The organism is Roseomonas nitratireducens, assembly GCF_017813355.1.
Classification (GTDB): Bacteria; Pseudomonadota; Alphaproteobacteria; order Acetobacterales; family Acetobacteraceae; genus Neoroseomonas; species Neoroseomonas nitratireducens.
The window spans coordinates 122,439-138,166 of sequence record NZ_JAGIYZ010000015.1 but is presented as its reverse complement, the minus strand read 5'-3'; the positions used below and the strand labels follow the sequence as shown (position 1 = coordinate 138,166).

Annotated in this window: 13 protein-coding genes and 1 pseudogene; 12 read left to right on the top strand and 2 right to left on the bottom strand. The window is 68.8% G+C overall.

Annotation, left to right across the window (positions count from 1 at the left end; translation table 11 throughout):
- Window positions 1-184 precede the first annotated feature (184 nt).
- Both J5Y09_RS16095 and J5Y09_RS16090 read right to left on the bottom strand, forming a co-directional pair.
- Window positions 185-1,293 (bottom strand): annotated as a pseudogene (locus J5Y09_RS16095) (IS3 family transposase).
- Window positions 1,294-1,435: 142 nt separating this feature from the next.
- Window positions 1,436-2,443, bottom strand: coding sequence for a LacI family DNA-binding transcriptional regulator (locus J5Y09_RS16090; RefSeq protein ID WP_209352832.1), 1,008 nt, complete (start codon window positions 2,441-2,443; stop codon window positions 1,436-1,438).
- 135 nt (window positions 2,444-2,578) lie between these two features.
- On the opposite strand from J5Y09_RS16090, the gene J5Y09_RS16085 reads away from it, so the two are divergent.
- From J5Y09_RS16085 to J5Y09_RS16030, 12 genes are all read left to right on the top strand, one after another.
- A complete protein-coding gene (locus tag J5Y09_RS16085) occupies window positions 2,579-3,385 on the top strand; it encodes an ABC transporter permease (RefSeq protein ID WP_209352831.1) in 807 nt (268 codons plus the stop codon).
- Window positions 3,386-3,397: 12 nt separating this feature from the next.
- Window positions 3,398-4,216, top strand: a complete 819-nt coding sequence (locus J5Y09_RS16080; protein ID WP_209352830.1) for an ABC transporter permease — start codon at window positions 3,398-3,400, stop codon at window positions 4,214-4,216.
- Complete coding sequence (locus J5Y09_RS16075; RefSeq protein ID WP_209352829.1) at window positions 4,213-5,046, top strand: ABC transporter ATP-binding protein; 834 nt, start codon at window positions 4,213-4,215, stop codon at window positions 5,044-5,046. The genes J5Y09_RS16080 and J5Y09_RS16075 overlap by 4 nt, the downstream gene beginning before the upstream one ends.
- A 26-nt stretch (window positions 5,047-5,072) precedes the next feature.
- The gene (locus tag J5Y09_RS16070) at window positions 5,073-6,113 is read left to right on the top strand and encodes an ABC transporter substrate-binding protein (protein ID WP_209352828.1); all 1,041 of its coding nucleotides are present in this window, start codon (window positions 5,073-5,075) and stop codon (window positions 6,111-6,113) included.
- Window positions 6,114-6,247: 134 nt separating this feature from the next.
- On the top strand, window positions 6,248-7,561 hold the full coding sequence (hisD, locus tag J5Y09_RS16065) for a histidinol dehydrogenase (RefSeq protein WP_209352827.1): 1,314 nt from the start codon (window positions 6,248-6,250) through the stop codon (window positions 7,559-7,561).
- Window positions 7,561-8,760: a DegT/DnrJ/EryC1/StrS family aminotransferase gene (locus tag J5Y09_RS16060; RefSeq protein WP_209352826.1), complete on the top strand. Its 1,200-nt coding sequence runs from the start codon at window positions 7,561-7,563 to the stop codon at window positions 8,758-8,760. The genes hisD and J5Y09_RS16060 overlap by 1 nt, the downstream gene beginning before the upstream one ends.
- Window position 8,761: 1 nt before the next feature.
- Window positions 8,762-10,357, top strand: coding sequence for an N-acyl-D-amino-acid deacylase family protein (locus tag J5Y09_RS16055; protein ID WP_209352825.1), 1,596 nt, complete (start codon window positions 8,762-8,764; stop codon window positions 10,355-10,357).
- A 17-nt stretch (window positions 10,358-10,374) separates the two neighbouring features.
- A complete protein-coding gene (locus J5Y09_RS16050; protein WP_209352824.1) occupies window positions 10,375-11,955 on the top strand; it encodes an ABC transporter substrate-binding protein in 1,581 nt (526 codons plus the stop codon).
- Window positions 11,952-12,722 carry an SDR family NAD(P)-dependent oxidoreductase gene (locus tag J5Y09_RS16045; RefSeq protein ID WP_209352823.1) on the top strand — a complete coding sequence of 257 codons (771 nt, stop codon included), beginning with the start codon at window positions 11,952-11,954 and terminating at the stop codon, window positions 12,720-12,722. Before J5Y09_RS16050 ends, J5Y09_RS16045 begins: the two co-directional genes overlap by 4 nt.
- A 10-nt stretch (window positions 12,723-12,732) precedes the next feature.
- Window positions 12,733-13,722 (top strand): alcohol dehydrogenase catalytic domain-containing protein, encoded by a 990-nt coding sequence (locus J5Y09_RS16040; RefSeq protein WP_209352822.1) that lies wholly within the window; start codon window positions 12,733-12,735, stop codon window positions 13,720-13,722.
- 201 nt (window positions 13,723-13,923) lie between these two features.
- Window positions 13,924-14,208: a UxaA family hydrolase gene (locus J5Y09_RS16035; RefSeq protein WP_209352821.1), complete on the top strand. Its 285-nt coding sequence runs from the start codon at window positions 13,924-13,926 to the stop codon at window positions 14,206-14,208.
- 1 nt (window position 14,209) lies between these two features.
- Window positions 14,210-15,385 (top strand): UxaA family hydrolase, encoded by a 1,176-nt coding sequence (locus tag J5Y09_RS16030; RefSeq protein WP_245216720.1) that lies wholly within the window; start codon window positions 14,210-14,212, stop codon window positions 15,383-15,385.
- Window positions 15,386-15,728: the final 343 nt, after the last annotated feature.

Sequence of the window (15,728 nt, the reverse complement as noted above, 5' to 3'; positions counted from 1 at the left end):
GAGCAGCCCGGTAGCTCGTCAGGCTCATAACCTGAAGGTCACAGGTTCAAATCCTGTCCCCGCATCCATCATCTCCCAACCTCAGAACACAACACGCCCGTCAGCAACAGCTGCCGGGCTTTCGGCATTCCGGGGCCTGACTTGCTACCCATCCTTGGACCGTCCTGGCGGGCGTCATCCAGCCTTATTCGGTCGGCGTGGGCCGTGTGCCGCTGACCGATTTCACCAGGCTCGCCGGCGATTTGTTGCCGATCCCGCTGTCCGGGCGAACTTTGTTGTAGTCTCTACGTCAAGCCTCGCACTTCACCCGCGCGTCGTCGAGGCTCATGAACCATTGCGCGTTCAGGCACTCCGCTCGGAACTTCCCGTTCAGGCTCTCGATGAACGCGTTGTCCGTCGGCTTGCCGGGCCGGGAGAAATCGAGCGTCACACCCCGCTGGTACACCCAGAGATCCAACTCGCGTGACACGAACTCGCTGCCCTGGTCGACGCGGATCGCGTGCGGAAACCCGTGCTCGCGCCCGACACGCTCGAGCACTTCGATGACGTCGCCCGCCCGGTAGCCGAACAGCGGCTCGATCGCCGGCGCATAGTGGGTGAAGGCGTCCACGATCGTCAGCACGCGGATCTTCCGGCCCGTCGCCAACTGGTCGTGCACGAAGTCCATCGCCCAGGTTTCGTTGGCACGTTCGGCCGGCCGCCGATCATCGCGCAGCTTCGCCTTGACCCGCCGCTTCGGCACCTTGTTGCGCAGTTGCAGGCCGAGGTCCCGGTACAGCCGATAGATCCGCTTCGCGTTCACATGCCAGCCCTCCCACCTCACCAGCACGTGGATCCGGCGATAGCCTTACCGCACGCGCGTCGCGGCGATCTCCTTGATCCGACCGATCAGCGCAGCCTGCGAGCGACGCTTGCCACGGTAGTGATATGTCGACGGCTCCATCCGGATCACCGCGCAGGCCCGACGGATCGAGACCTTCCACGTACTCCGGACGTCGTCCACCAATTGGCGTCGCCGCGCAGGCTTCAGAGCTTTTTTGCCAGAACATCCTGGAGCATCGCCCGATCCAGCGAGAGGTCCGCCACAAGCTTCCTCAGCTTGCCGTTCTCCTCCTCGAGCTGCTTTAGCCGCCGCATCTCCGAGGGCATCAGGCCACCGTACTTCTTGCGCCAATTGTAGAACGTCGCCTCCGAGATGCCCGCCTTACGGCAGACCTCCCCAATCGCCGTCCCCTCCTGCGCCTAGCGCAGCACGAACGCGATCTGCGCATCCGTGAACTTCGACTTCCTCAACGGCATCCCTCCGTCTCCCGGCCCAACCCTAAACTGGAGTTTCCAGCTCAGGGCGGTCCAGGAAACGGGAAGCAGGTCACACGCATACCTACCCCGAACAAACTCCCAACCCACCGTCAGGTCCCGACCCCGGTCAGGCTCTTCACAACCTTGGCGGAGCGGAGGATTGGCGGATCACAAGCTCTATGGGCAACTCGGTCACCCGGGCAGCCTTGCGCTCGGCGAGTCTGTCCAGCACGCGCTGCGCCGCCACGGCGCCGATCCGTGCCGTTGGAACATGGATCGTGGTGAGTGCCGGGGCGAGGTGCCCGGCCATCTCCAGATTATCGATTCCGACGACCGACAGATCCCCGGGCACTGCCAGTCCGCGCGCCTGCGCTTCGACGAGGCAGCCGACGGCAAGCTGGTCGATGCCGCAGACGATGGCGGTCGGCGGCTCGGCGAGCGCCAGCAGGGCCGCACACCCGCCTCGCCCGCCGGCGAGGGTGAAGTCCTGCTCGCTGACGCGCCACTCAGGCAGGTCCAGGCCGCGCGCGGCGAGCGCTTCGCGCACGCCGTCGAGCCGCCCGCGTTGACGGTCATTGAAGCGCGTGGCGCCGCAGACCACGCCCAGCCGGGTGTGACCGAGATCGAGCAGGTGCTCGGCCGCCAACCGGCCGGCGGCGCGATTGTCCACCACCACCGCGTCGAAGCGCGGATCGCCACACCAGGTCAGCACAACAGGCACGCCTGCGCCTTCGAGCAGGCTCCAGGATTCGACCGGCCGCTGCGCGCCGACCAGGACCAGGCCATCCACGCCACGCGCGAGCAGGCCGCGGATGACCGCGGTCTCGGTGTCTGGACGATAGTCGGAGGAGGCAACGAGTAGGTGGCGCCCGGCCTCGGCGAGCGTCGCCTGCATGGCCTGCACGCAGCGCGAGAAGATCGCGTTGTCGAGCGCGGGTACAACGGCCGCCACGCCGGCGTCGCCGGCGGCACGCGCGCCGGGTCCAGGCCATGCGCCGCCCAGTCGGGCGACCGCTGCGCGCACGCGCTCACGGGTTCCCGGACTGACGATCGAAGGCTGCGAGAGAGTTCGGGAGGCGGTGGCGAGCGACACGCCCGCGGCGGCGGCGATGTCGGCCAGCCTGGGGCGGGTCCGGCGCTTCATGCTGCGAGTTTGGCGATGGCTGAAAAAATTTTCAATCAGTGACAGACCTGTTTGTAGGGAAATCCGTTTGACACGCCCGATACCAGGTGAAAGCCTTTTGAAAATATTTCTGGTGGGGGCGTCCGCTTGCAGGCCATGGGGCGCAGTTCCGGCTCGACCTTTGCTGCGCGTGTACCGCGTCGTGCCATTGTCGGGCTCGCCACGGTGGCGGGCGCGCTATTCCTCTGGTGGCTCGCCACCAGCGGCCTGCGCCTGTTGAACCCGCTGCGGCTGCCCAGCCCCCAGGAAGTCTGGGCCGCCTTCAGCCAGATCAGCGCCGGCCAGGGCTATGCCGGCGCCACCTTGTGGCAGCACGCGCTGCACTCGCTCGGGCTGGTGGCCAGGGGCTTTGCCGTGGCGGTGGTCACCGGCATTCCGCTCGGCCTGCTGATGGGCTGGAGCCGGCGGGCCGAGGCGCTGGTAAACCCGATCTTCCTGCTGCTGCGCCCGATCCCGGCGCTGGCCTGGATCCCGCTCGCCATCGTGTGGTTCGGCCTTGGCGACACCGGCAAGGTCTTCGTGATCTGGCTGACCGCCTTCGTTCCCTGCGTCATCAACGCCTTCACCGGCGCGCGCGGGGTCGATCCCGTGCTGATCGCCGCTGCCCGCACGCAGGGTGCCTCGACGGCGCAGGTGATCCGCCACGTGGTGATCCCCGGCGCGATGCCGCTGATGTTCACCGGGCTGCGCCTGTCGCTGCAGGCGAGCTGGACGACGCTGGTGGCGGCCGAGCTGGTGGGGGCCTTCTTCGGGCTCGGGCGCGTGCTGAACGTCGCCGGGCAGGACATCTTCCCCGGCATGATCCTGGTCGGCATGGCCGGGGTCGCGGTCTGCGGCGCGGCGACGACCTGGCTGCTCGGGCGCGTCGAGCGGCGCGTCATCAACTGGCGCCCGGCGGTCTGAGGGGGCGCGGCGATGGCGAAGAGGCGCGACCGCAACTTCCTGGGCCCTTCCGGCACGACGCTCGGCCTCGGCGAGTTCTGGGGGCTGACGATCGCGGGCTTCGTGCTGTTCTTCGCGGTCTGGTCGGGGGTCGCGGCATCGGGCTGGCTACCGGCGAACCTGCTGCCCTCGCCGCTGGCGGTATGGGACACGCTGGTCCGGCTCTGGCACAATCCCTTCGCGGGGCATGTCTATGCCGCGCACCTGACCGCCAGCATCGAACGCTTCCTGATGGGCTGGGCGATCGCGGTCGGCATCGGGGTTCCGCTCGGCTTGCTGATGGGCTGGTACCGGCTGCTCGACGAGATCGTGACGCCGCTGTTCGACGCGATGCGCTTCGTCGCGCCGCTCGCCTGGGTGCCGCTCGCCGCGCTGTGGTTCGGCACCGGCATCGGCGGTCCGCTGCTGATCATCTTCGTCGGCTCCTTTGCCCCCTGCGTCATCAGCGCCTATCGCGGCGCGCGGCTGGTCGAGACGCGGCTGGTCGAGGCGGCGCAGACGCTGGGCGCCTCCTCCCGCCAGGTGATCACGCATGTGCTGATCCCCGGCGCGCTGCCCTCCATCATCGCCGGGCTGCGCGTCTCGGCGGGCCTCGGCTGGCAGTCGCTGGTGGGGTCGGAGCTGATCGTGGTGGGCGCGGGGCTCGGCTACCTGATGGTGCAGGGCCAGGGGAATCTGAACACGAGCGTGGTCATCGCCGGGATGGTCGGCATCGGCGTGGTCGGCTTCGTGATCGACGTGCTGCTGCGCGCGGTGGAAGCGACCTTCAAGAAACGCTGGGGGCAGGAATGAGCGAGATCGTCTTCGAGGGCGTCACGCGGCGCTTTCCGCTGCCCAGTGGCGGCGAGTTCCTCGCCATCGACCGCATCGACCTGCGCATCGAGGAGAAGGAGTTCGTCGCCATCGTCGGCCCCTCGGGCTGCGGCAAGACGACGCTGATGCGCATGGCCGCCGGGCTCGACTTCCCGACCGACGGGCGCGTGCTGGTCGGCGGGAAGGAGGTGACGGGGCCCGGGCCGGAGCGCGCCGTGGTCTTCCAGCAATTCGCCCTGCTGCCCTGGAAGACCGTGCGCCAGAACATCGGCTTCGGCCTGATGTGCAAGCGCACCCCGAAGGCCGAGGCCGACGCCGCCATCGCCCGCTATGTCGAGCTGATGGGCCTGTCGGGACATGAGGACAGCTTCCCGCACCAACTCTCCGGCGGCATGCAGCAGCGCGTCGCCATCGCGCGCGCCTATGTCATGCAGCCCGCGGCGCTGCTGATGGACGAACCCTTCGGTGCGCTCGACGCGCAGACCCGCATCGTGATGCAGGAGGAACTCGTCCGCCTGGCGCGGCGCAATCCGCGCACCGTCATCTTCATCACGCACGCCGTCGATGAGGCGATCTACCTCGCCGACCGCGTGGTGGTGATGGGCCGCAAGCCCGGCCGCATCATCGAGACGATCGACATCCGCCCGCTGCGCGCCGAGGGCGGTTGGGAGACCTTGCCGATCGAGGAGGTGATGGACACGCCGTCCTTCACCCACATGCGCAGCCGCATCTGGAAGCTGCTGAAGGCGCGCGAGCAGGAACGACCGGCCGTGCCCGTACCCACACCCGCCCCCGTGCCGGCCAAGTGAAGCAATAACCAGGACAGGAGAGAGGCATGTTCCGAAGGACACTGCTCGCCGCGACGCTCGCGGCCGCATCGCTCGCAGCGCCGGCCGAGGGCCAGCAGCTCACGCGGCTGAACATCTCGATGCAGCCGGCGCTGTATTCGATGCTGCCCCTGCATCTCGCCACCGAGCAGGGCTGGTGGCGGCAGATGGGCATCGAGCCGAACTTCTCCTCCTTCCCCGCCGGGCCGCCGCAGATCGCCGCCGCCGCCGCGGGCACCTGGGATGTGGGCATCACCGGTTCGGCGCCGGGCGTCCTTGGCGCGGCGCGGTTCAACATTCGCACCATCGCGATCTCGAACGACGAAAGCGCGACCAACGTGCTGATGGCGCGGCGCGACCAAGTCGAGGCAATCCGGGCCAACCCCGCCAGCTTGCGCGGACAGCGCGTGCTGATGACTGTCAACACCACGGTGGACTACGTGCTGCAGAACTGCCTGCGGCGGTGGAACATCCAGCGCAGCGACCTGCAGGTGGTGAACCTGAACCAGGCGCAGATTCTCTCCGCCTTCTCAACCGGGGAAGGGCGGATCGCCGGCCTCTGGGCGCCGAACATCTACACGGCGGAGGAGCGGATGAACGCCGTGCCGCTGTGCAGCGGCAAGGACGCGGACGCGATCGTCCCCGGCAATATCATCGTGCGTGAGGAGTTCCTGCGCGCAAATCCCGACATGGCGGCGCGCTACCTGGCGGTCTTCCTGCGCGGCATCGCCTTCATGAAGGGGAACCGGGAGGCGACGTTGCAGTCGATGAACCGCTTCTACCAGGCGGGCGGCGTGACCGTGAGCGAGGCTGCGCTCGCCGCCGAGATGGACCGCCGCCCCATCTTCGGACTCGAGGAGCAGCTGCAACTCATGTCGCGCGCCAACGGCCTCTCCCAGGCCGATCGCTGGTACGAGGGGCTTAGCGCCTTCCTCGCGCAGGTCGGCACGGTGCAGAACCCGCCCGCGCCCGCGGCGTACCTAACCGACGACGTGCTGCGTCGCATCGCCGCAGACCCGCGCCTGCGCGCCTTCGCGCTCGGCCAGTAATGCGATGGGGGCCGGACGGGACAACGTCGCTCCGTCCGGCCTCCGGCACCTACGATGCGCCGGTGCCGGATCAGCGCTTCCCCGGCGCTCATGGTCCCGGCAGGCGGGGCAGTGACCCCGGAAGGAATGCAGTCATGGCCATCGAATACCTCAAGCGCGCGACCCGCACCGCCGAGGATACCACTGCCGAGGCCCGCTCTGTGGTGGAAGCGATGCTCGCCGAGATCGCTGGTTGCGGCGAGGCGGCGGTGCGAGACTACGCCGCGAAGCTCGACGGCTGGCAGGGCGACATCCTCGTGACCGCGGAGGAAGCCGCGCGCCGCGCCGCCGAGGTGCCCGCCGGCCTGCGGCACGACATCGACTTCGCGGTCGACCGCGTGCGTCGCTTCGCCGAAGCGCAGCGCAACAGCGTGCGCGATTTCGAGGTGGAGATATCGCCTGGCGTCGTCGCAGGCCAGAAGCTGGTGCCGATGGCGGTAGCGGGCTGCTACGTGCCGGCTGGCCGCTACGCGCATATCGCCTCCGCCTACATGGGCGTGGCGACGGCAAAGGCCGCCGGCGTGCCCTTCGTCATCGCCTGCTCCGGCCCGCGCGGCGGGGCGGGTATCCATCCGGCCGTGCTCTATGCGCTGCGACGCGCTAGGGCGGATGCGATCCTGACGCTGGGGGGCGTGCAGGCGGTCGCAACCCTCGCCCATGGGCTCTTCACGGGCAGGCCGGCCGACATCGTGGTCGGTCCCGGCAACAAGTTCGTCGCTGAGGCAAAGCGCCAGATCTACGGCAAGGTTGGCATCGACGTTTTCGCCGGCCCTTCCGAGGTTGCGGTCATCGCAGATGCCACCGCCGATCCGGAGTTGGTCGCGGTGGACCTGGTGGCGCAGATGGAGCACGGCCACGAAAGCCCGGGCTGGCTCATCGCCACCGATCGCGCCCTGGCCGAAGCCGTGATGCGGCGCGTGCCGGAACTGGTCGCCGCGCTGCCGCCCACCGCGCGCGACGCCGCCGGCGCTGCCTGGCGCGACTTCGGCGAGGTCGTGCTGTGCACGACGCGGGAGGAGGCGGTGGAGGTCTCCGACCGGTATTGCTGCGAGCACCTTCAGGTGCAGGCGGCCGACCCTGCCTGGTGGCTGGCCAACCTCCGCAACTACGGCTCGCTCTTCCTCGGCGAGGAGACGACAGTCGCCTTCGGCGACAAGGCGACGGGCCCGAACCACATCCTGCCCACCAAGGCCGCTGGCCGGTATTCGGCCGGGCTCTCGGTGCACAAGTTCCTCAAGCCGCTGTCCTGGCAGCGCATGACGCGGGAGGGCTCGCGCGACGTGGCGCTTGCCACCGCGCGCATCTCGCGCGCGGAGGGGATGGAGGCGCATGCGCGATCGGCCGATATCCGCCTCGCGCGCTACTTCGCCGATGAGCGCTTCGACCTCGGCGAGCCGGTGACCGCCTGATGGCCGAACGGCTCGCACTCGACCTCAGCGCCCCGCCGCCGATCCCGGAGGACGGCATCGCGGCGGCCGAGGCGGTGCTGCGCTCGGGCTGGACGCACCGCTACGGGGAGACGCTCGGCGATGCCTCGGAAGCAGCGATGCTCGAGGCCGAGTTCGCCGCGCATCTCGGCACGCGCTACTGCGTGGCGGTGAATTCCTGCGGCAGCGCGATGTATCTCGCCTTGCTGTGTACCGGCGTGCGCCCCGGCGACCGCGTGCTGATGAACGCCTTCACCCTGGCCCCGGTTCCCGGCGCCGTCGCCCATGCGGGCGCGGAACATGTGCTGGTGGAGGTGACGCCCGACCTGGTCATCGATCTGGACGACCTCGCGCGCAAGGCGCGGGAGAGTGGCGCACGGCACCTGCTGCTGTCGCACATGCGTGGCCACATCACGGACATGACGCGGCTGATGGCGCTGTGCGACGAGCTCGGCGTGACCGTCATCGAGGATTGCGCCCACACCATGGGCGCGCGATGGGCCGGACGGCCCACCGGCACCTTCGGGCGGGCTGGCTGCTTCAGCCTGCAGGCCTACAAGCACGTCAATGCCGGCGAGGGCGGGCTGATCGCAACCGACGACGAGGACGTGGCCGCGCGTGCCGTCCTCTACTCCGGCAGCTACATGCTCTACCGCCAGCACAGGGCACGTCCGTCCGACGAGGTCTTCGCCCGATGGAAGGACGTGACGCCCAACTACTCCATGCGCATGTCGAACCTGGCCGCCGCCGTGGCACGGCCGCAGATCGGGCTGCTGGCGGCGCGCGCGCGGATCTGGAACGACCGCTATGGGCGGCTCGCAGCCCTGCTCGGCGCGATCCCCGGCCTGCGCCTGCCGCACCGCCCGCAGGAGGAGGAGTTCGTGCAGAGTTCCATCCAGTTCGCCGTCGCCGGGCTGGGGGAGACGGAATTCACGAGCTTCCTCGAGCGCTGCCGTGCGCGCGGGGTCTATCTCAAGTGGTTCGGCGCGCGCGAGGCGGAAGGCTACACGAGCGTATCGGGCCAGTGGCGCTACCTCGCCGATCCGCACACGCCGCCGGGCACGGCGACAATTCTCGAACGCCTGTGCGACATGCGGATCCCGCTTGCGCTGACCGAGGCCGATTGCGCGACAGTGGCGCGGATCGTCGCGGACGAGCTCATGGCAGCGAAGGGGGGCTGAGATGTTCGACCTGCTGGTGCGTGGCGGCGAGATCCTGGACGGCACCGGCGCACCCGCCTATCGCGGCGATGTCGCGGTGCAGGACGGCAGGGTCGCGGCAATCGGCGCCGACCTGCCGGCCGAGACGGCGCGACTGGTGCTGGATGCCGGCGGGCTGACCGTTGCCCCCGGCTTCATCGACATTCACACCCATTCGGACTTCACGCTGCTGGTCGATGGCCGTGCCGACAGCCAGGTCTGCCAGGGCGTCACCCTCGAGGTGATCGGACAGTGCGGGTTCTCCTGCGCGCCCTTCACCGGGGCAATGTCGCCGCGCCAGCTGATCGGCTTCCACGATGCCGGGATCGACGTCACGTGGCGCACCTTCGGCGATTATCTCGACCGGCTCGACGGGAAGGGTCTCGGCGTCAACGTCGCTGCCATGGTCGGCCACGGTGCGATCCGCCAGGCGATCAAGTGCGATGCGGTGGACGCCACCTCGCAGGACGAGCTGGCCGCGATGACGCGGCTGGCCGAGGACGCCTTCGACGCCGGCGCCTTTGGCCTCTCGACCGGGCTTGAATACTTCCCCGGCAACATCGCGCCGATCGAGGAGGTGCAGCAGCTCTGCGCCGTTTGCGCCCGGCGCGGCGGCCTGTATGCGACGCATGTCCGCAACCGCGACATCCATTACGACCTTGGCTTCACCGAGGCGGTGGCGACAGCGCGCGCCGCCGGCGCACGGCTGCAGATCTCCCACATCCAGCCAAAATATGGCGCGCCACCGCACGCCATGGCGCATACGCTGGAACTTCTGCACCGCGCGCGGCGCGAGGGTGTGGACGTCGCCTTCGACATCATCCCGCACGACTGGAGCCATACCTCCGTCGTTGCCTCCCTGCCCGCCTGGGCGCGGGAGGGTGGGTCGGAGCGGCTGTTGGAGCGGCTGCGCGATCCAGCGCTGCGGCAGGCGATGAAGCATAACCCGCGCCCGATGTGGCGGTTGGTTGCTGACCGGCGGTGGGATCGCATCGCCCTGCTGCGCGCCGACGCGAATCCGGGTCTGGTCGGCCTGACGCTCCGCGAGATCGGGCTGCGCCGAAATGCCGATCCGATGGATGCGGTGCTCGACCTGCTGGCCGAGGAAGGGGCGGGGCTCGGCAACCTGATCTGGACTTCCTCCGGCTTCGACGACGCAGACATCCGTCTCTGCCTCGAGCAGGCGGAATGCGCGGTCATGTCGGATACCAAGGCATTGAACCGCGATGGTCCGCTTGCCGACACCATCGGCTCGCTGTCGGGCTATGGCTGGGTGGCGCGCCTGCTCGGTCACTATGTGCGAGAGGAAGGCGTGCTGTCCCTGCCCGAGGCTGTGCGGCGGATCACCTCGCTGCCCGCCGGAAGGCTGGGCCTTGCGGATCGCGGGCGGATCAGGCCGGGCGCCGCCGGCGATCTCGTGGTCTTCGACCCCGCCGCGGTGCGCGATGCGAGCGACATGAGCGACCCTCGGCGCCATCCGGAAGGTTTCGTTCATGTAGTGCTGGGCGGTGTTCCCACGTTGCGCGACGGCCACCGCACCGCGGCCAATCCAGGCCGTGTCGTGCGTCGGCCCGGCTGAACGAGGCGGAGGAGACGATGAGCGCATTTGCATTCGGCCGGCGTGCCGCGCTGGCGCTGCCGGCCCTGGCCGCGAAGCCCGCTTGGCCGCAGGACGCGGCGTTGACGATCGGCGTCGGCGCGCCTGTCACCTCGATCGACCCGCACTTCTTCAACGCCTCGTTCAACAGCGCCGTCGCCTCTCACATCTTCGACCGGCTCACGGAGCGTACGCCGGATGCCCGGCTCGTTCCTGGCTTGGCAGAGAGTTGGCGCGCCGTCTCGGACACCGTCTGGGAGTTCCGCCTGCGAGACGGTATGCGCTGGCATGACGGTCGTCCGTTCACGGCGGACGATGTTGCCTTCACCATCGAGCGCGCGCCGCGCGTGCCGAACAGCCCGGGTGGCTTCGGCGTCTATCTTCGCGCCATCACCCGGACGGAGGTGGTCGACGCGCGTACCATCCGCCTGCATTCCGCGCGCCCGCACCCGATCATGCCAAGCGACCTCGCCTTTATCCCGATCATCGCGCGGCACGCTGCGACGGGCGCCACAACCGAAGACTTCAACAGCGGACGCGCCGCGATCGGCACCGGGCCATATCGCTTCGTCTCGTTCCGTGCCGGCGATCGCATCGAGCTGGCGCGCAACGACGCGTATTGGGGCGGCGCGCAGCCCTGGGCGCGCGTCCACTACCGCATGATCACCAACGACAGCGCTCGCCTGGCCGCGGTGCTGGCGGGTGACGTCGACGTGATCGATCAGGTTCCGTCTGCGGATATCGCCCGGGTGCGTCGCGAGGGCCGTGTGACGCTGGCCGAGACATTGGGCGCGCGCCTGATCTTCCTTGCGCCTGATTTCTCGCGGCGCGAGGCGCCAGCATTCATCACCGACGCGGAAGGTCGCCCATTGGCGCAGAATCCATTGCTGGACCTGCGCGTGCGGCAGGCCCTTTCGGCCGCGATCGATCGCGCTGCGCTGGCGGAGCGCGTGATGGAGGGAACGGCGCGCGCGGCGGGCCAGTGGCTGCCGGCTGGACCGCCCGGCCACAATCCGGAGGTGCCACCGCCGCTATATGATCCGGACGCAGCACGACGGCTGCTTTTCGAGGCGGGGTATCCGCAGGGTTTCCGGATCACGCTGCACACGCCGAACGATCGCTACCCGAACGACGCGCGCACGGCGCAGGCCGTGGCGCAGATGTGGACGCGCGTCGGCGTACGGACCGATGTGGCGCCGGTGCCCTGGGCGAGCTTCCCCGGCCGCGCAGCGCGGCAGGAATTCGCGATGCACCTGATCGGATGGGGCTCATCGGCCGGAGATCCGATCGGCGCGCTGATGAACGTGGTCGGCAGTTTCGATCGCAGCCGCTCCCTCGGCGCGGTGAACCATCACCGCTACGCGAACCCCGCTCTCGACGCACATGTGGAGCGGGCGTTGGCCACCATGGACGATGCGGCTCGTAATGCTCTGCTGCGCGAGGCTGTCCGCATGGCGGCCGACGATGTCGCGGTGATCCCGCTCTACAACCTTGTGAACGCCTGGGCGGCGCGTCGCGGCCTGACCGTCGCGCCGCGGCTGGACGAGCGCACGCTCGCGATGGACGTGCGGCCGGCATGAGCCGCCTTGCGCACCTCTTCTCGCTGGCGGGGCGGACGGCCCTCGTCACCGGCGGCAGTTCGGGTCTCGGCCTTGCGATGGCGCGGGCCCTGGGGCTGGCCGGCGCGCGGCTCGTGCTCTGTGCCCGACGTGAGGGGGAGTTGGAGGCGGCGGCCGCCGCACTGCGGTCCGAGGACATCTCAGTTGATGTCGTACCCGCCGATCTGGCCGATCCGCGCGCGGCAGAGCACGTCGCGGAGCGGCTGGAAGTTCTCGATTCGTCGCCCGATATCCTGGTGAACGCCGCCGGCGTGAACCTGCGCCAGCCCTTCGCGGAGGTGACGGCGGAGGCGTTCGATCTCCACATGGCGCTTCATCTGCGCGCGCCCTTCCTGCTGGTGCAGAAGCTCGCCCCCGCCATGGCGGCGCGCGGCTGGGGCCGCATTGTCAACCTTGCCTCCCTGCAGTCCTTCCGCGCCTTTCCCGACAGCGCGCCCTATGGGGCCGGCAAGGGCGGCATCATCCAGCTGACGCGCGCCATCGCCGAGACGTGGTCGCGCCATGGCATCACCTGCAACGCCATCGCGCCTGGGTTCTTCCCCACGCCGCTGACCGCGCCCGTCTTCGCCGATGCGGAACGCGTCGCGCGTCTCGCCGCACAGACCTGCATCGGCCGCAATGGCAGGCTCGACGACTTGGACGGCGTTGCCGTGTTCCTCTCTTCCGACGCCGCCGCCTATGTCACCGGGCAGACGCTGGCGGTCGATGGCGGCTTCCTGGCAAAGTGAAGGGGCGCACATGAAGGCTCTCGTGCAGACCGCGCCGAACACGCTTCTCTATCGCGACGAGCCGGATCCCGCGCACGCCCCTGGCGAAGCCATCATCCGTGTCGAGGCCGTCGGCATCTGCGGCTCGGACATGCACGCGATCCACGGCCACGATGCACGCCGGCCGGTGCCGATCATCCTCGGCCACGAGGCAGCCGGGCGCGTGCTGACCGGCCCGCTCGCGGGCCGCCGCGTGGCGGTTAACCCACTCGTCGTCCCGGCAGATTGTTCCTTCGCGCGGGAAGGGCGGCCGCATCTGTCCCCGCGCCGCGAAATCCTGTCGATGCCGCCCAGGCCCGGGGCATTCGCAGAACTGGCGCGGGCGCCGGAGGGGAACCTCGTCGAGATCCCGGAGGACATGCCTGCCGCCAAGGCCGCGCTCGCCGAGCCGGTCGCCGTTTCCTACCATGCGGTGCATCACGGCGCGCGGCTGCTCCACCGGCCGCTGCCAGCGGCGCGGTGCGCCGTGCTGGGCGGCGGGGCGATAGGACTGGCGGCCGCACTCGTTCTCGACCAGGCCGGCTCAGGCGAGGTCTGGCTCATCGAGCCCAACGAGGCTCGGCGCGAGACGGCCCGGCGAGCCGGAATTAATCTGGCCCGCGCTTCGGACGAGGCGCCGGAGGACGGCTCCTGCGATCTTGTCATCGATGCTGTCGGCGCCGGGACGACGCGCATGGTCGCGTGCCGTCTCGCCCGCCAGGGTGGCGTGATCGTGCATGCCGGCCTCCTCCCGGGCACGGACGGTCTTGATGTACGAAGGTTGACGCTGCAGGAGATCACCTTCACTGGCACCTACTGCTACACGCCAGATGAGTTCCGCACTGTGGTTGGCCTGCTCGTGAGCGGCCGTCTCGGCGCGCTTGACTGGCTGGAGGCGCGACCCTTGGCCGAAGGCGCGCGGGCCGTGGCGGATATCGACGCTGGTGCCGTCGCGGCGGCAAAGCTCGTGCTCATTCCCTGACACCTGACACGCCAGAGGAACTCCAATGAATCTGTCCTGCTCTCGGCGCATCCTGAGCATCGACCGTTCAGTGCCGCGAGGTCGGCCACAAAACTTGCACGCAAGCTTTCCACCCCGTCGGCACGGCGGAGAGGCTCAGTTGGCCAATCGCCTTCGAACAAGCGGTGGCCAGCCAATGACAAAGGGCAGGGAGGACGCACGATGACCGTGCATTTCTGCGTCCATGACGAAGGCGACAGCGTCGGCGTCGTGGTCGTCGAGGGTGTGAAGTCCGGCCAGACCTTGAATGGCTGGATCATGGACCAGGACAAGATGATCGAGTTCCCGGCCAGGAACGACATCCCGATCGGCCACAAGGTGGCGATCCGCCAGATCGCCAAGGGCGACACGATCATCAAGTACGGCGTCGACATCGGGCGTGCCGTCGCCGACATCGGCGCGGGGGAACACCTGCACGTGCACAACGTCAAGACGAAGCGGTGGTGAGATGGGCATCGACCTGAAGAGCGCGACCTTCGAAGGCTGGCGCCGCGAGAACGGCCGCATGGGCGTGCGCAACCACGTCCTGATCCTGCCCGTGGACGACATCTCCAACGCCGCGGCCGAGGGCGTGGCCCGCAACATCCAGGGTACGCTGGCGATCCCGCACGCCTATGGGCGGCTGCAGTTCGGCGCCGACCTCGACCTGCATTTCCGCACCATCATCGGCACCGGCTGCAACCCGAACGTCGCCGCGGTCGTGGTCATCGGCATCGAGCTCGGCTGGGCCGGCAAGGTGGCCGAGGGCATCGCCAAGACCGGCAAGCCGGTGGAATTCTTCGCCATCGAGCAGAACGGCGACATCAACACCATCGCCGCCGCGTCGCGCGCCGCCTACCGCATGGTCAAGCACGCGACGGCGCTGAAGAAGACGCGCGCGCCGCTGGTGGACCTGTGGGTCTCGACCAAGTGCGGCGAGTCCGACACCACCTCGGGCCTGGGGTCCTGCCCCACCGTGGGCAATTCCTTCGACAAGCTGTGGGCGAACGGTAACACGCTGGTGTTCGGCGAGACCACGGAGCTGACCGGCGGCGAGCACCTGGTCGCCGCGCGGTGCCGGACGCCCGAGATCCGCGCGCAGTTCATGAAGATGTTCGACCGCTACCAGGCGGTGGTCGAGGCGAACAAGACCTCCGACCTGTCGGAAAGCCAGCCCACCAAGGGCAACATCGAGGGTGGGCTGACCACCATCGAGGAGAAGGCGCTGGGCAACATCCAGAAGATCGGCAAGCACTGCACGGTCGATGGCGTGCTCGACAAGGCCGAGGAGCCGACGCATCCGGGGCTGTGGTTCATGGATTCGTCGTCGGCGGCGGCGGAGATGGTGACGCTGTGCGCGGCCTCCGGCTTCGCGGTGCACACCTTCCCCACCGGCCAGGGCAACGTGATCGGCAACCCGATCGTCCCGGTCATCAAGCTCACCGCCAATCCGCGCACCATGCGGACCATGTCGGAACACGTCGACGTGGACGTGACCGGCCTGCTGCAGAAGCGGATGAACATGGACGAGGCGGGCGAGGCGCTGATCGACAGCATCATCCGCACCGCCGACGGGCAGCACACCGCGGCCGAGATCCTCGGCCACCGGGAATTCTCGCTCACGCGCCTGTACGAGAGCGCATAAGGCGCTGGCATGGTCGACAGCGGGCCTCGGCGAACCGCGGCGGGGCTCACGCTGCGTTTCGCCGTTGCGTTCGCAAGCTATTGGTGGCGTGGAAAGGCGGGCGTCGCGTTCGATAAGTTGCTGAAGCTTGTTGCCGACCCTTCGCCGGATCGCGGTGAACTGTAGGATGTCGTCCGCGGAAGATCCTGGACCGCCCCGGTCGTGCCGAAGCGAGGCGACATGGTTCGCCCGTCAGATGCTGATCGTCACGTAACAGGATTGTCGGTTGTGCGTCCCCGCATCCTGAATTTCTCTGTAAATCAACACCTTCCATAGGCCCTGCAGTGGCCTCTGCCGAACGGTG

Coding starts and splice junctions, on each gene's coding strand:
- J5Y09_RS16075 (WP_209352829.1), top strand. CDS start 4,213: ATGAGCGAGATCGTCTTCGAGGGCGTCACGCGGCGCTTTCCGCTGCCC.
- J5Y09_RS16040 (WP_209352822.1), top strand. CDS start 12,733: ATGAAGGCTCTCGTGCAGACCGCGCCGAACACGCTTCTCTATCGCGAC.
- J5Y09_RS16085 (WP_209352831.1), top strand. CDS start 2,579: ATGGGGCGCAGTTCCGGCTCGACCTTTGCTGCGCGTGTACCGCGTCGT.
- J5Y09_RS16060 (WP_209352826.1), top strand. CDS start 7,561: ATGGCCGAACGGCTCGCACTCGACCTCAGCGCCCCGCCGCCGATCCCG.
- J5Y09_RS16045 (WP_209352823.1), top strand. CDS start 11,952: ATGAGCCGCCTTGCGCACCTCTTCTCGCTGGCGGGGCGGACGGCCCTC.
- J5Y09_RS16030 (WP_245216720.1), top strand. CDS start 14,210: ATGGGCATCGACCTGAAGAGCGCGACCTTCGAAGGCTGGCGCCGCGAG.
- J5Y09_RS16050 (WP_209352824.1), top strand. CDS start 10,375: ATGAGCGCATTTGCATTCGGCCGGCGTGCCGCGCTGGCGCTGCCGGCC.
- J5Y09_RS16090 (WP_209352832.1), bottom strand. CDS start 2,443: ATGAAGCGCCGGACCCGCCCCAGGCTGGCCGACATCGCCGCCGCCGCG.
- hisD (WP_209352827.1), top strand. CDS start 6,248: ATGGCCATCGAATACCTCAAGCGCGCGACCCGCACCGCCGAGGATACC.
- J5Y09_RS16080 (WP_209352830.1), top strand. CDS start 3,398: ATGGCGAAGAGGCGCGACCGCAACTTCCTGGGCCCTTCCGGCACGACG.
- J5Y09_RS16035 (WP_209352821.1), top strand. CDS start 13,924: ATGACCGTGCATTTCTGCGTCCATGACGAAGGCGACAGCGTCGGCGTC.
- J5Y09_RS16070 (WP_209352828.1), top strand. CDS start 5,073: ATGTTCCGAAGGACACTGCTCGCCGCGACGCTCGCGGCCGCATCGCTC.
- J5Y09_RS16055 (WP_209352825.1), top strand. CDS start 8,762: ATGTTCGACCTGCTGGTGCGTGGCGGCGAGATCCTGGACGGCACCGGC.